Consider the following 15,444-nt stretch of genomic DNA (forward strand, 5'->3'; position numbering starts at 1 on the left):
CCGGCGGCTGAAGCTCTGAGCTGTCCTTCCGCTCGCTGCGTCCGCAGCACGATGCGAACTGAAGCGCTTCGTGGGGTGGAGGCCCGCCCCACCACACGCCCCCTTTTCGTGACCGGATCCCCAGGGGGCTTCCGGGTCTCCGCCTCAACCCGGCCTGTCATCAGAATCCAACCATCCCATTCCCATCACACCCGAACAGCGCACGGGATTTCTCGCTGGATCCCCACGGAACTTCAGTCAGGAAGTCGTGCGAAGACCCACGGGCGTCTCGGGCACAGCCATTCAGGATCCTGAATATCAACCTCAACGGTCGTTGATGCAGGATCTACGGCTAAGGCTCAATTATTAATTTGAGATCGTTTTGGGTACAGCTGCATGAAAAAAACTTCAGGTGTATGGATTCTTTCCATGATCGATAACTCATTAATTTCATTAACATTCCTTGACGAGGCCTCGGTCAGAATTCACTGTATTCAACAAACCAGGAGCCGGTCATGTTTATGGCAGCGCAGCGGCCACCACGATCCATCAAGGGTGGGTCATCATCCTTCTCCTGGCATTCCGTGGGGCTGTTTCTGGCCCAGGCGGTACTAGCCCTGGCCATGGCCTGCGGAGGTGGTGGCGGAACGCCCCCCCCAAACACGGCCCCCCTGATCACCACCCACCCAGCCAGCCAGACCGTGAACGCCGGCAGTGCAGCCACCTTCACGGCTGCGGCCAGCGGCACGCCTGCCCCCACCTTTACCTGGCAACGCAGCAACGACGGTGGCACCAGCTGGACAGCGATCCCCGGTGCAACCAGCGCGACCTATACCACCGCCGCCACTGTCAAGGCGGACAATGCCGCCCAGTTTCGCGCCGTGGCCACCAACAACGTTAGCCCGGAGGCCACCAGCACCGCGGCCACGCTGACCGTACGGTGGCTCGCCATCACCACCCAACCCGCCAACGCGAGTGTGACGGCCGGTGCCACGGCCACCTTCACCGTGGTGCCGGATGCCAGCCCGGTCGCTACCTATCAGTGGCAATCCAGCACGAACGGAACCACCTGGGCGAACGTGACCGGCGGCACGGGCGCCACGAACGCCAGCTACACCACAGCCGCCACCTCCTTGAGCGACACAGGCACCCAGTATCGTTGCGCCTTGACCAACGCCGCTGGGACACTCAACAGCAGCGGGGCCACGCTCACGGTGATCGCGGCTCCGGTCATCACCAGCTTCGTCGCAGCCAAGAGTCCCGTGACCACCGGGAACGGCACGACATTGACGGCAGTGTTCACGGGTGGAACGGGCACGGTGGACCACGGCATCGGCGCCGTGACCAGCGGTGTTGCCGTGCCCACGGGCAATGTGGCGACCACAACGATTTTCACCCTGACCGTGACCAACGCAACGGGCACCGCCGTCACCCTGCCAGTGACCGTGACCGCGGTGGCCGCACCGACGACTCCCGTGGTCACGGCCCCGGCCAATGTGACCGCCAGCCAGGCGGGCTACACCGCATCGGTCCCGGCTCAGGCGGCCGGCAGCACCTATGCCTGGACCCTCACGAATGGAAGCATCACGGCCGGCGCCACCACGACCAGCATTACGTTCACGGCGGGGGCATCCGGCACCGCCACGCCCTCCTGCATCGTCACCAATGCCGCCGGGACGGCCTCCACGGCCGGAACCGCCACCTGCGCCATCGTGGCCGCACCGACGACTCCCGTGGTCACGGCCCCGGCCAATGTGACTGCCAGCCAGGCGGGCTACACCGCGTCGGTCCCGGCTCAGGCCGGCAGCACCTATGCCTGGACGATCACGAATGGAAGCATCACGGCCGGCGCCACCACGACCAGCATCACGTTCACGGCGGGGGCATCCGGCAACACCACCCTGTCCTGCATCGTCACCAATGCTGCCGGGACGGCCTCCACGGCCGGAACGGCCACGTGCGCCATCGTGGCCGCACCGACGACTCCCGTGGTCACGGCCCCGGCCAATGTGACCGCCAGCCAGACGGGCTACACCGCGTCGGTCCCGGCTCAGGCCGGCAGCACCTATGCCTGGACGATCACGAATGGAAGCATCACGGCCGGCGCCACCACGACCAGCATCACGTTCACGGCGGGGGCATCCGGCACCGCCACGCCCTCCTGCATCGTCACCAATGCTGCCGGGACGGCCTCCACGGCTGGAACCGCCACCTGCGCCATCGTGGCCGCACCGACGACTCCCGTGGTCACGGCCCCGGCCAATGTGACCGCCAGCCAGACGGGCTACACCGCGTCGGTCCCGGCTCAGGCCGGCAGCACCTATGCCTGGACCCTCACGAATGGAAGCATCACGGCCGGCGCCACCACGTCCAGCATCACGTTCACGGCGGGGGCATCCGGCACCGCCACGCCCTCCTGCATCGTCACCAATGCCGCCGGGACGGCCTCCACGGCTGGAACCGCCACGTGCGCCATCGTGGCCGCACCGACGACTCCCGTGGTCACGGCCCCGGCCAATGTGACTGCCAGCCAGGCGGGCTACACCGCGTCGGTCCCGGCTCAGGCGGGTAGTACCTATGCCTGGACCCTCACGAATGGAAGCATCACGGCCGGCGCCACCACGACCAGCATTACGTTCACGGCGGGGGCATCCGGCAGCACCACCCCGTCCTGCATCGTCACCAATGCCGCCGGGACGGCCTCCACGGCCGGAACCGCCACGTGCACCATCGTGGCTGCGCCGACGACTCCCGTGGTCACGGCCCCGGCCAACGTGACCGCCAGCCAGGCGGGTTACACCGCGTCGGTCCCGGCTCAGGCCGGTAGCACCTATGCCTGGACCCTCACGAATGGAAGCATCACGGCCGGCGCCACCACGTCCAGCATCACGTTCACGGCGGGGGCATCCGGCACCGCCACGCCCTCCTGCATCGTCACCAATGCTGCCGGGACGGCCTCCACGGCCGGAACCGCCACGTGCACCATCGTGGCTGCGCCGACGACTCCCGTGGTCACGGCCCCGGCCAACGTGACCGCCAGCCAGGCGGGTTACACCGCGTCGGTCCCGGCTCAGGCCGGTAGCACCTATGCCTGGACCCTCACGAATGGAAGCATCACGGCCGGCGCCACCACGTCCAGCATCACGTTCACGGCGGGGGCATCCGGCACCGCCACGCCCTCCTGCATCGTCACCAATGCTGCCGGGACGGCCTCCACGGCTGGAACCGCCACCTGCGTCATCGTGGCCGCACCGACGACTCCCGTGGTCACGGCCCCGGCCAATGTGACCGCCAGCCAGGCGGGCTACACCGCATCGGTCCTGGCTCAGGCCGGCAGCACCTATGCCTGGACGATCACGAATGGAAGCATCACGGCCGGCGCCACCACGACCAGCATCACATTCACGGCGGGGGCATCCGGCAGCACCACCCCGTCCTGCATCGTCACCAATGCCGCCGGGACGGCCTCCACGGCTGGAACCGCCACGTGCACCATCGTGGCCGCACCGACGACTCCCGTGGTCACGGCCCCGGCCAATGTGACTGCCAGCCAGGCGGGCTACACCGCGTCGGTCCCGGCTCAGGCGGGCAGCACCTATGCCTGGACCCTCACGAATGGAAGCATCACGGCCGGCGCCACCACGACCAGCATTACGTTCACGGCGGGGGCATCCGGCACCGCCATCCTGTCCTGCATCGTCACCAATGCCGCCGGCACGGCCTCCACGGCCGGAACCGCCACGTGCACCATCGTGGCCGCGCCTGCCATCACCAACTTCACCGCAAGTGGCGGCCTCAGCACCATCACCATCACCAACGGATTTAGCACCACCCTGTCGTTCACCTTCAGTGGAGGCACGGGTTCCATCGATCAGGGCGTGGGCTCCGTCACCAGCCTCGGAACAAAGAATGTGAGCCCGACAGTCACCACGACCTATACCCTGACCGTGGACAATGGTGTGAGTACCCCCGCGACAGCCCAGGTGACCGTGAATGTGGTGGACCCGCCGGTGATAACCAGCTTCACGGCCGCGGACTCGCTCATCGCTCCGGGCACGAGCACGACCCTGACCGGAGCTTTCACCGGTGGAACAGGTTCTGTTGACCATGGCGTCGGTGCCGTGACGACCGCGGTTGCCGAGACCACGGGCAACCTGACGACCACCACCACCTTCACCTTGACTGTGACCAACACGGCGACCACTCCCGCAACGGCCACGGCCACGGCCACCGTGACCGTGGGCAACACCCTCACCGTGAACATCACGGGTCTGGGCAGCCTGCCAGGCAATGTGGTTGTCACTGGACCCAACGGCTACACCAGCGCGGTGCTTACCGCTGCCACGCAAACGCTCTCGGGCCTGGCAGACGGCGACTACATCATCACCCCCGCTACGGTCACGGACCCGAGCCAACCTGGCCAGGGGCGAGGCGTCGATGGCACCGGCACGCCTGGGACCTTGGGACCCGCCAACCTTCAGCGCTACCCTGCCGTGCTTTCGCTGACCCAGACCCTCGCCCTCGCGGGCACCAATACCGCGACTGTAGGCGTGGACTACCCCGCCCCGTACCTGACCGTCACGGTGCCTGCGGACCCGATGGTGCCGATCCTCAGCACCTCGATCGACCTGGTCCTGGTCCCGGCGGGAACCTTCACCATGGGCGAAACGGAGTCTGTTGTCGGGTCAGATCCCTCGACGCAGCCTTCACATGGCGTGACCTTGGGCAAGGCGTTCTACATCTCGAAGGCGCCCTGCACCCAGGCCCAGTGGGTGGCCATCATGAACAACAACCCCGCGCATTTCACAACGGGCAATGGATTCCCGGATCCGGAGGAGCTGACTCGGCCTGTGGAAACGGTGGACTTCGACGCCATTACCACCCCCAGTACGGGCTTCCTGGACATGCTGAATTCGGCCGCGGCGTCGGTTCTGACGGGCCCGCTAGCAGGCAGTTCCTTCCGTCTGCCCACGGAAGCTGAGTACGAATACGCCTGCCGGGCCGGGAGTGGATCCACGGTGCTGAACGTCCCCGATCCCTTGAACAATAACTATTATTTCGGTTCCTATGATCCAGGTGGCGGAGACCCGGCCGTCATCCTGCTCGTCCAGCAGTACATGTGGCATTCCGGCAACAGCAACCTGACCACTCAGCCGGTAACCAAGAAACTCCCCAACGCCTGGGGCCTGTACGACATGATCGGCAACGTGTGGGAGCTCTGCCGGGATGATTGGCATGCCGATTATTCCGTCACGGGAGCGGGCATCCCCCCGCTCCCGGTTGATGGCAGTGCCTGGCTGGATGCCACGCCGAACATCCAGCACTCGTACAAGGGCGGTTCCTGGGCTGGCACCGCGAGCGATGGCCAGTCCAAGCGACGTGGGGCCTATCCCATCAATCCAGTTCCCACTCCCGCCAATGAATACGCAGGTTTCCGCCTGGTCCTCCCGCTGCCTTGATGCCTGCCCCTCTGGCCCCGGCGCACTTGCGCCGGGGCCGGCACAGGTCTGAGGCCTTCCTGAATGTCCGATCCCCGTTGGTTCCCGGCCTCAGTCCCTGGCCGGGGCGAGCGGGGATCAGGACTTTCGACTGATGTTGCGGTTCCCACCAAAGGCCGCCCACCCACTCGGGCATGTTGGGCAGCGCACCGCCACGCTCGGCCCATTCCGCCATCTGCATCCACATCTGGGCTCGGCTGTTCTTGAACCTGGGATCAATGACGGGGCCGTGGAAGTGGATGCAGAAGGGGTTGCATCCAGCCGCCCTTATGTTCACCACCAGAAGCGCCTGAATGGAGGTTCCTAGCGCATCGCCGCACCCGAGGCCTTGTGGTCATGCGGTTATAAAACAACCATGGCTCAATGGTGGCGGCGTTCTTGATTGGTAGCTGGGGCAGGATTTGAACCGTTGCCACCAACGAATCGCACCTGTATCCGCTGCGACAGCTCCCGGGCTGCCTTCGCGTGGCGCTTATCGGACGACTGCCACTCGCAGGTCCGAATCCAGCGGCTGTCCGCCTTTCGCGCCGACCCATGCGATCTGGATTTGAACTGGTCCCGCTGCGCGGCCCCGGGTCTTGCTCCGGCAGGACATCTGGTCCTGCCTCCGCAATCCCACTCGCAGGCCCAAATCCTGCCCGTCTCCGCCTTTCGCGCCGACCCATGCGATCTGGATTTGAACTGGTCCCGCTGCGCGGTCCCCGGTCTTGCTCCGGCAGGACATCCAGTCCTGCCTCCGCAATCCCACTCGCAGGCCCAAACCCTGCCCTTCCGTTATAGGCGTACGCAAAGACCGGAGCACTCGGCTCCGGTCATGTGTTCGATTGGTAGCGGGGGCAGGATTTGAACCTGCGACCTTTGGGTTATGAGCCCAACGAGCTACCGGACTGCTCCACCCCGCGGTAGGAAATCAAGTGTAGCAGGGATCTGGGGCGTGGCAAGGACGCAGGCTGGGCGGGAGTTGGTAGACTCGACGGAGGTTCTGGAGGATTCGATGGGACGCCGCATGGTGGCTGCGCTGGTGCTGTTCGCGGCCCTCGGGCTGGGCGCGGCGCCGCGCACGTGGACGCCCGAGAAGTGGTTCGACAAGCCGAAGTCGCCGCGGATCGCCAACTATCGGATCGACGCGGTGCTGGACTTCGAGCACAAGACACTGGAGGCGACGGAGACGCTGTCGTGGCGGAACACCGGCACGGCGCCCACGCAGGAGCTGCCGCTGCACCTGTACCTCAACGCCTTCAAGGGGCCTCAGAGCCTCTTCGTGCAGGAGAGCGGCGGGCGCCTGCGCATGGACCACCAGGACCGGCCCACGGAGCCGTCGTCCTGGGGCTATTGCCGCCTCATCAGCGCCCGGATGGAGGGCCGCGACCTCCCCGGCCACGCGGGCGAGGACGAGACTGTCCATTGGCTGAAGCTGCCGCGCGCCGTCGCGCCCGGGGAGACCATCCAGGTGGAGATCGCCTGGGAGAACCGCTACCCCAAGGTCTTCGCGCGCAGCGGATGGTCGGAGGACTTCCTCATGTCGGGCCAGTGGTTCCCCAAGGTGGGCGTCTACCAGGGCGATCAGTGGAACTGCCACGCCTACCACGCGAACACCGAATTCTTCGCGGATTTCGGCGTCTACGACGTGTCCCTGTCCCTGCCGAACGCGCTGGGCCTGGCCCATACGGGAACCCAGACGAACTTCGTGACGGAGATCGAGCAGGATCCCAAGCGGCCCTTGAACGTGATCTGGCGCCTGCACGCGGAGGATGTCCACGACTTCGCCTGGGCGGTGATGCCCCGGGAGAGCTGGCGGAACCCGGCCATGTTCGAGTATCGCGGCGTGCAGGTGTTCTACTACGCCGCGGACCGCAACCGGGGGAACTTCCAGCGGCAGCGTCGGGCGGTGGAAAACGCTCTCCGCTGGAGTGAGGAGTGGTTCTTCAAGTACCCGTACCCCACGCTGACGGTGATCGATACCCCGAAGGATGCCTCCGGGGCCGACGGCATGGAGTATCCGACCCTCATCACCGCCGGCTCGCTGCCGTTCGATCCCATCCAGCAGCGGTTCGTGCCCGAGGTGGTGTCCGTCCATGAGTACGGGCATCAGTACTTCTACGGCATGCTCGCTAGCAACGAGTTCGAGGAGCCCTGGCTGGACGAAGGCTTCACCAGCTGGTTCACCCGCAAGGCCATGGAGCGAAGCTACCACAGCCTGCTGGGCGGGCGGAGGTTCCAGATCCCCACGGAGTTCCTGGAGTGGTCGGGGTACTGGTCCCTGCCGTCCGCCGACCCCCTCACGCGGGCCGGCTTCAAGACGATCAACCTCCGCAGCTACTTCGTGACGGCCTACGGCAAGCCCACCCTGGTGCTGGACCAGCTGGAGGCCATGCTGGGCAGGCCCGTGATGGAGCAGGTGATGCGGACCTACGCCCAGGAGATGGCCTTCCGGCACCCCACCCGGCACGATTTCCTGCGGATCGCGGAGCGCGTGTCCGGCCGCGACCTCTCGGCCTTCTGGCGGGACTTCGTGGAGGGCACGGAGGTGCTCGACTACGCCATCCGCTGCGTGAAGAGCCGCGAGGTCACCCAGGGCGGCTGGCTGTTCTCGGACAAGGCGCCGGTCTTCGCGGCTCCGCAGCCGGCGGCCCCGGGCCGGGTGGGCTCCATCACCCTGGAGCGGAAGGGCGGGCTGAAGGTGCCGATCACGCTCTGGGTGCGCCTGGAGAACCGCGAGGAACAGCGGCTCGTGTGGGACGGCCAGGACCGGTGGATCACCTACGAGTTCGATTCGCCCGTGGCTGCCGCCGTGCTGGATCCCGACGGCAACTATCCCATGCTGAAGGACCGGCTCCACGCCAGCTACACGCCGAGGCCGATCAAGCGCGGCTTCTACTACTGGTCGCAGATGGCCTGGGGCGCCGTGGCGGGGTGGCTGCAGGGCTGCGGGATCGGCTAGGGCATCCGCCAGCCAGCCTAGGGATTCCGTGGCGCCGCGTCCCCCATGCGGACCGTTCGGATGTTCCCCTGTCCATCCAGGTCGATGAGGATGGGGAACCAGGCCAGGCCCAGGACCTCGAAGGCGGCCCGGCTGGGGACGTAGTACGCGGTCCGGCCCGCGGTCCGGAGCCGTGCGGACAGCGCCTGGGCCTCGGCCGCCAGCCCCTCGGGGATGCTCGCGCTGCGCTCGTCCATGCCCGCTTCCAGGCTGGGGATGACCCAAGCCACATCCGCGGGCAGCTCCGGCCAGGGGCCCTCCCCGGCCGGGTAGATCCAGATGCGGCGGGCGCCCAGCTGGTCCAGCCTCAGGTCCTGGTACTCCTGGCCGGGAAGCGTCCACAGTCGCAGGACGGGGGAAGGTCCGCCCAGCATGCCGAACAGTCGCTGGAACTGGGAAAGAATGGGCTCGGCCGGCTCCTCCGCCCGGGCCTTGAGCGCGGCGAGCCGGGCCTCGTCCTGGTCCGCCAGGGCCCAGCAGAGGGCATGGCGCAGGGCGTAGCCCCGGGTGAGGGCAGGCCCCTTCGACAGCAAGCGATCTTCCCAGACCTGCCGGATCGCCGGCGTGAACCGGCCTTCGCGGACCTGGGCCTTGCCCCACCGCCACAGGGCCAGGGCCGTGCCGGCCTGGCGGAGGGGCAGGGTGGTCAGGTTCTTGGCCAGCCGGGCCTGGGGCGCATGCATCAGGGTCCTCAGGGCCTCCGCCTCCCGGCGGGCGGCTCCAGGCGGAAAGGGGTCGGCAGGCGGCGCCGCCAGCGGGTCGAAGGTGGCCGCGGCCTGGAGCCACCGGTAGGCGGCAGCCCCGGGGCCCCGCGGGGCGGCAGGCAGGGGGCGGCCCCAATCGTAGGCGTCCAGCGCCTGGTCCTGCAGCTGGGCGGCCGTGGGCGGCGCGGGACGGACCTCGGCGGGGGGCGTGGGCGGCGGAGCGGTCAGTGGCACGGGGTCCCCTTGGTGGCAGAATGGTCCTCCGCATCATACGGGAGTCCTCCTTGAACTCAGCCCCCTCACCTCTCACGCCTCGGGACCGCCTCGTGGTGGCCCTGGACCTGCCCACGGCCGGGGAGGCCCTGGCCATGGCGGAGCGGCTGGCGGGCCGCGTGGGCATGCTGAAGGTGGGGCTGGAGCTGTTCTGCGCCGAGGGGCCCGCCTTCGTCCGGGAGCTTCAGAAGCAGGTGCCGGTATTCCTGGATCTCAAGCTCCACGACATCCCCACCACCGTGCGCCGGGCCCTGGAGGCCGTGCTGAAGCTGGATCCACGCCTGGTGAATGTCCACGCCCAGGGGGGCCCGGTCATGCTCGAGGCGGCGGTGGAAGCCGTGCGCGCCCACCGCGCCGCGGGCGGCCGAACAGAGCTGCTGGCCGTGACCGTGCTCACGAGCCTGGACCGGGAGGCCCTGGCGGCCCTGGGACACGCGGGACGACCCGAGGACCTGGCGCTGGCCTATGCGAAGCTGGCGCACCGCGCCGGTTGCGACGGCGTGGTGTGCTCGGCCTGGGAGGCCGCCAGCATCCGCGAGGCCTGTGGCGAAGCCTTCCACCGCCTCACGCCGGGCATCCGTCCCGCCGGCGCCGCCACCCAGGACCAGGCCCGCGTCATGACGCCGGCGCAGGCGCTGAAGCAGGGCGCCACCTGGCTCGTGGTGGGGCGGCCCATCACCCACGCTGCGGATCCCGCCGCGGCGGCGGAAGCCATCGTGGCGGAGATGGAAGCCTGATGAGTGTCGGCTCGCCCCTCGTTTACAGACCCTCCTTCGCCCAGCGGGCCATGGCCGTGCTGCTCTTCGCGGGCTCCTGGCTGGTGGGCGTGCGCGCCCTGGCCCAGATCTTCGAGCGCCTCCCCGTGCTCCGGGCCTCCATGAAGGTGGCGGAGGCCGCCGGCGACCCCACCTGGTCCTTCTGGGTCGCCCTGGTGGCGGCCGTGGGCGCCGTGGTGGCGGGCGGCCTCCTGCTCATGGCCACGCTCCTGGGCCTGCTGCTGGTGGAGGGGTCCCAGGTGCTGGTGGATGAGCTGGGCCTCGCCGTGGAGCACAACGCCCTGCCGGCACCCCTGGCCCGGAAGCTGGGGGCGGGTCGCCTGCTCTGGAAGCGCATCACCTGCCTCGAGCGCTCCGGCCCCTTTTTCGTGGTGAAGGGGGGCGGCGAGCCGGGTCACCCCGGCCCCGGTGATCCCACCCTGCGCTTTCTCATGGTGGACCAGCTCGAGCGGCTGGTGCTGACCATCCTGGAGCGCAGCCCGAACCTGAAGCACGAGGACTGATGCCGGGCGGGATGGAGGTCTTCGGTTTCCTGACGGGCGCGGCCTGCGTGGCGCTGCTGGTGCGGGAGAACATCTGGAACTGGCCCATCGGCATCGCCAACAACCTGGTGTTCATCGCGTTGTTCTACCGTGCGGGCCTCTACGCGGATGTCGGGCTCCAGGTCTTCTACGTCGCCATCTCGATCTACGGCTGGTGGAGCTGGCTGCACGGGGGACGGGACCACGGGGCCCTGACGGTGAGCCGCATCCCCCCGCTTCCGGCCGTCCTGCTGGCCCTGGCGGTGGCCGCCACCACCGCCGCCCTGGCCTGGCTGTTGCGCCACTTCACCAACAGCACCGTGCCCGTGCTGGATTCCCTCATCACCGCCCTCAGCCTCGCGGCCCAGTTCATGATGACCCGCAAGTGGCTCGAGAACTGGATGGTGTGGATCGCAGCCAACTGCCTCTCCGTGGGCCTGCTGATCTACAAGGGGCTCTACGTCACCAGCGGCCTCTACCTGGTCTACCAGGTGCTCTGCGTCCTCGGCTGGGTGGCCTGGCGGCGTGCGCTCCGGGCCGGGATCGCCGTACCGGGGCAGCCCCTGGAGGCTACATCTTCGGCCGGCTGAGGTAGGCCTCCGCGCCTTTCATCTCGGCCGTGGGGCCGTGGGCGGGCTTCTTCGCCCGGGTCCTGTGCCGGTTCAGGCCCCAGAGCGAGGCCAGCTCCGTGGCCTCGGGGTTGCCGGGGGCCAGAGCCAGCACTTCCGCGAGGTCGGCGCGGGCCTGGTCCGCCCGGCCCAGCTTCTCCCGCAGCAGGGCCCGCTTCATGAAGCCCCAGGGATTGGCCGGCTCCTTGGCGATGATCTCGGCGTACTCCGCCTCGGCCTCGGTGAAGTGGCCCTCCTCCTCCGCGGCTTCCCCGCAGAGGAGGTTGGTGACGGCGCAGAAGCCCAGCCAGGCCTTCTGCTCGGCGAACTCCGCTGGGCTGAAGCGCGACTTGGCCCGGGCCCGCTGGGCCTCGCGGTCGATGTGGCGCAGGGCCTTCTCCGTGTGGGCGTCCACCCGGGCGAAGATCTCGGCGTCGCCGCTGGCCCGGTAGAAGTCCTTCCGGATGCGGCCCTCGGCCCGGTACTGGTCGAACATGCGGGTGCCTGGATACAGCGCCAGGGGGCTGATCTGGCAGTCCTGTGGCCGGGTGTCCCGGATGAAGGCGGCGGTCTCCTCCACATCGGCCCAGGTCTCGCCGGGGATGCCCGTGATGAGGTAGATGCCCAGGTTCATGCCCACCTTGCGCACCAGGCCCAGGGCCCGGCGGGCGTGCCGCAGGTTGGTGCCCTTGTCCAGCAGCTGGAGCACGCGCTCGCTGCCGTGCTCCACGCCGAACTGCATGAACTCGCAGCCGGCCCGCTTCATGGCCACCAGGCGGTCCTCGTCCACGAGGTTCACGCGGCTCTGGCAGTTCCAGAGCGGGTGCAGGCCGCTCTCCTGGATGCCCTTCATCAGCGTCAGCACGCGGTCGCGGTTGGCGGTGAAGGTGTCGTCCCGGAAGCTGAAGTAGGTGAGGCCGTGTTTCTCGCGCAGCAGGCGCATCTCGCGCAGCACCGAGGGCGCGCTGCGGAAGCGGATGGACGTGCCCCAGAACTCCGGCGTGTTGCAGAAGTTGCAGGTGGCCGGGCAGCCCCGGCTGGTGCTGAGGTAGGCCAGCTGGCCCACGTCGTTGAGGAAGTCCGCCTCCAGGTGTTCGGCGGGGATGCCAATGGCGTCCAGGTCCTCCAGGGGCGGCTGGGGCAGGGTGCGGCCGTCCCGGAGGATGAGGCCCGGCGTGCGGGCCCAGAGGTCGGACCCGGGGGCGGTCTTGAGGCGCTCCGCGATGCCCAGCAGCACGGCCTCGCCCTCGCCCTGCACGATGGCGTCGAGGGCCGGGCAGTCCTCGAAGACCTCGTCGGCCAGGTGGGTGGGATGGGGGCCGCCCGCCAGGAGGATGGCGCCGGGGCAGGCCTCCCGGGCCCAGGTCAGCAGCTCGTAGGAGCGCTTGCGGTTGAAGGTGAACATGGAGACGCCCACCACCGCAGGGTTCTGGACCCGCAGGTACTCGAGGATCTCTTTGCGCCCCTTGCCGCTGAGGTTCGCCACGCGGCAGGGCAGCTCCCGGGACTTCAGCATGGCCTGGAGGTAGCCCAGCCCGATGGGCAGGAAGGTCATCCACTCGTCCCCGAAGCCGCTGCGGGGGGCGCTGTAGGCGAGCAGGGTGCGGGGAGGGGTCATGGGCTCCAATGGCGCGACTTTCCAGTGTACGGAAAGGGATTCCCGAGGGAAGCGGACATTCCTCGGCTGAGCCTCGGACGGATGTCAAGCCTCGTCCGGAGAGCCCGGAACCGCTAGAATCAAGGCTTCCGGAGCCTCCATGTCCGTTGCCCACGAACCGGCCGTCACCGAATCCCTGGCTCTGGAGCTGGGCCTGTCGAAGGATGAGTGGCAGGTGCTCCTGCGCCTGCTCGACGGCCGCATGCCCACCTACCCCGAGCTGGGCGTGTTCAGCGCCATGTGGAGCGAGCACTGCTCGTACAAATCCAGCCGCGTCCACCTGAAGAACCTGCCCACGGAGGGCCCCCGCGTCATCCAGGGTCCCGGCGAGAACGCAGGCGTGGTGGACATCGGCGACGGCTGGGCCGTGGCCTTCAAGATGGAGAGCCACAACCATCCGAGCTTCATCGAGCCCTACCAGGGCGCCGCCACCGGCGTGGGCGGCATCCTGCGCGATGTTTTCACCATGGGCGCCCGGCCTCTGGCCAACCTGAACAGCCTGCGCTTCGGAGAGCTCGACGCGCCCCGCATGAAGGGTCTGGTGAAGGGCGTGGCCGCGGGCATCGCGGGCTACGGCAACTGCATGGGCATCCCCATGCTGGGCGGCGACTGCGCCTTCGACGGCAGCTACAACGGCAACATCCTCGTGAATGCCTTCACCCTCGGCGTGCTGCGCAGCGACAAGATCTTCAAGGGCTTCGCCTCGGGCGTGGGCAACAAGGTGATGTACATCGGCTCCAAGACGGGCCGCGACGGCATCCACGGCGCAAGCATGGCTTCCGCCGAATTCGGCGAGGGCAGCGAGGAGAAGCGGCCCACGGTGCAGGTGGGCGACCCCTTCACGGAAAAGCTGCTGCTCGAGGCCTGCCTGGAGGTCTTCCAGACCGACTGGGTCATCGGCATCCAGGACATGGGCGCCGCGGGCCTCACCTCCAGCAGCTTCGAGATGGCCAGCCGCGCCGGCACAGGACTGGAGATCCGCCTGGACCAGGTGCCCCAGCGCGAGGAGGGCATGACGCCCTTCGAGCTCATGCTCAGCGAGAGCCAGGAGCGCATGCTGCTGGTGGCCCGACCCGGCTGCGAGCCGAACATCATCCAAGTGCTGCACAAGTGGGGCCTCGACGCCTGCGTGGTGGGCGAGGTGACCGACAGCGGCCGCTTCATCGGCAGCTGGCACGGGGAGCCCGTCATCAACCTGCCCATCCAGCCCCTGGTGGACGCCGCGCCCAAGTACGACCGGCCCCGCCAGCGCCCAGGCTACCTGGACGCCGTGAACGCCGCGCCCCTGCCATCGGACCTCAAGCCCGCCGAGGTGGAGCGCACCCTGCGCCAGGTCCTCGCGGCGCCCACCGTGGCCAGCAAGCGCTGGATCTTCGAGCAGTACGACGGCACCGTGCGCAGCAACACGCTGCTCGGCATGGGCCGGGGCGATGCGGGCCTCATCCGGGTGAAGGACGAGCAGGGGAAGGACACGGGCAAGGCCGTGGCCATGTCCAGCGACTGCAACAGCCGCTTTTGCTACCTGGATCCCTTCTGGGGCGCGGCCCACGCGGTGGCCGAGGCCTGCCGCAACCTGGCTTGCGTGGGCGCCGAGCCCATCGGCCTCACGGACTGCCTCAACTACGGCAACCCCGAAAAGCCCGAGAACATGTGGACCTTCGAGCAGGGCTGCCTGGGCATCCGCCAGGCCTGCCTGGCGCTGGATGTGCCCATCGTCAGCGGCAACGTGAGCCTCTACAACGACACCGAAGGCCAGAGCATCGCCCCCACGCCCATGATCGCGGCGGTGGGCCTCATCGAGGACTGCGCCGGTCCCGTGGATGTGGCCGCCGCCGACGCCACGGCCCTCTCCAAGGTGGGCAACCGCCTCTGCGGGTCCGGCTTCCGCGCCGCCCACGACGGCATCTTCCTGCTGGGCGAGACGCGCGACGACCTGGGCGGCAGCGAGTACCTGAAGCTGCGCACCGGCAAGGTGCAGGGCGCCTGCCCCGAGCTGCGCCTGGACGAGGAGCTGCGGCTCCAGGCCTGCGTGCGCGAGGGCATCCGCCTGGGGCTCATCCGCAGCGCCCACGACACCAGCGAGGGCGGCCTGCTGACAGCGGTTCTGGAGAGCGCCTTCGGCGGGAATGATGGAGAAGGCATGGGCTGCCAGCTGATGCTCTCGAAGGGGGCCCTGCGCCTGGACAGCCTGCTCTTCGGCGAAACGTCCGGCCGCATCGTGGTGAGCGTGAGCCCGGAAGCCGAGTCCAGCCTGGCCACCCTCTGCGCCGCCCACCGCGTGCCCGTCGCCAAGATCGGCGCCACGGGCGGCGCCCGCATCACCCTCGCCGTGGATGGCCAGCCCGTGCTGGACGCGGATGTTGCCGAGCTGAAGGACCTCCATGCCGGGGCCCTGGAGCGCGCCCTGGGTTGACAGGGGGCCGCAGCCCCGGAAACCCTGGGACATTC

General features: G+C 68.4%; 8 protein-coding genes and 1 tRNA gene. 6 read left to right on the plus strand and 3 right to left on the minus strand.

The genetic code is table 11. The annotated features are described in order from the left end of the window. The first annotated feature begins 563 nt into the window (after window positions 1-563). Window positions 564-5,438, plus strand: a complete 4,875-nt coding sequence (locus tag MLJ35_RS12475; protein ID WP_243384620.1) for an SUMF1/EgtB/PvdO family nonheme iron enzyme — start codon at window positions 564-566, stop codon at window positions 5,436-5,438. Window positions 5,439-6,302: 864 nt separating this feature from the next. Here MLJ35_RS12475 and MLJ35_RS12480 read toward each other — a convergent pair. Next, window positions 6,303-6,379, minus strand: a tRNA-Met gene (locus tag MLJ35_RS12480). Between the two features lie 92 nt (window positions 6,380-6,471). Between MLJ35_RS12480 and MLJ35_RS12485 the strand changes: the two genes are divergently transcribed. Next, the gene (locus MLJ35_RS12485) at window positions 6,472-8,418 is read left to right on the plus strand and encodes a M1 family metallopeptidase (protein ID WP_243384621.1); all 1,947 of its coding nucleotides are present in this window, start codon (window positions 6,472-6,474) and stop codon (window positions 8,416-8,418) included. 17 nt (window positions 8,419-8,435) lie between these two features. Here MLJ35_RS12485 and MLJ35_RS12490 read toward each other — a convergent pair whose 3' ends face one another. Further along, on the minus strand, window positions 8,436-9,395 hold the full coding sequence (locus tag MLJ35_RS12490; protein ID WP_243384622.1) for a hypothetical protein: 960 nt from the start codon (window positions 9,393-9,395) through the stop codon (window positions 8,436-8,438). Window positions 9,396-9,445: 50 nt separating this feature from the next. On the opposite strand from MLJ35_RS12490, the gene pyrF reads away from it, so the two are divergent. Genes pyrF through pnuC form a run of 3 tightly spaced genes read left to right on the plus strand, consistent with a single transcriptional unit; the run spans window position 9,446 to window position 11,321 of the window. Then, window positions 9,446-10,171, plus strand: a complete 726-nt coding sequence (gene pyrF / locus MLJ35_RS12495) for an orotidine-5'-phosphate decarboxylase (protein WP_243324353.1) — start codon at window positions 9,446-9,448, stop codon at window positions 10,169-10,171. Next, entirely contained in the window at window positions 10,171-10,713 is a 543-nt protein-coding gene (locus tag MLJ35_RS12500; RefSeq protein ID WP_243384623.1) for a hypothetical protein, read from the plus strand. Before pyrF ends, MLJ35_RS12500 begins: the two co-directional genes overlap by 1 nt. Continuing rightward, window positions 10,713-11,321: a nicotinamide riboside transporter PnuC gene (gene pnuC / locus MLJ35_RS12505; protein ID WP_243384624.1), complete on the plus strand. Its 609-nt coding sequence runs from the start codon at window positions 10,713-10,715 to the stop codon at window positions 11,319-11,321. The genes MLJ35_RS12500 and pnuC overlap by 1 nt, the downstream gene beginning before the upstream one ends. On the opposite strand, the gene MLJ35_RS12510 is transcribed toward pnuC, so the two are convergent. Further along, window positions 11,302-12,957 carry a B12-binding domain-containing radical SAM protein gene (locus MLJ35_RS12510; RefSeq protein ID WP_243384625.1) on the minus strand — a complete coding sequence of 552 codons (1,656 nt, stop codon included), beginning with the start codon at window positions 12,955-12,957 and terminating at the stop codon, window positions 11,302-11,304. The two genes, pnuC and MLJ35_RS12510, sit on opposite strands and share 20 nt — an antisense overlap. 139 nt (window positions 12,958-13,096) lie before the next feature. On the opposite strand from MLJ35_RS12510, the gene purL reads away from it, so the two are divergent. Next, a complete protein-coding gene (purL, locus tag MLJ35_RS12515; protein ID WP_243384626.1) occupies window positions 13,097-15,409 on the plus strand; it encodes a phosphoribosylformylglycinamidine synthase subunit PurL in 2,313 nt (770 codons plus the stop codon). Window positions 15,410-15,444 lie beyond the last annotated feature (35 nt).

It is taken from the genome of Geothrix alkalitolerans, assembly GCF_022808885.1.
GTDB lineage: Bacteria > Acidobacteriota > Holophagae > Holophagales > Holophagaceae > Geothrix > Geothrix alkalitolerans.

Excerpts from the sequence above, each read along its gene's own strand:
- MLJ35_RS12485 (WP_243384621.1), top strand. The coding sequence starts at position 6,472 with ATGGGACGCCGCATGGTGGCTGCGCTGGTGCTGTTCGCGGCCCTCGGG.
- MLJ35_RS12500 (WP_243384623.1), top strand. The coding sequence starts at position 10,171 with ATGAGTGTCGGCTCGCCCCTCGTTTACAGACCCTCCTTCGCCCAGCGG.
- pnuC (WP_243384624.1), top strand. The coding sequence starts at position 10,713 with ATGCCGGGCGGGATGGAGGTCTTCGGTTTCCTGACGGGCGCGGCCTGC.
- MLJ35_RS12510 (WP_243384625.1), bottom strand. The coding sequence starts at position 12,957 with ATGACCCCTCCCCGCACCCTGCTCGCCTACAGCGCCCCCCGCAGCGGC.
- purL (WP_243384626.1), top strand. The coding sequence starts at position 13,097 with ATGTCCGTTGCCCACGAACCGGCCGTCACCGAATCCCTGGCTCTGGAG.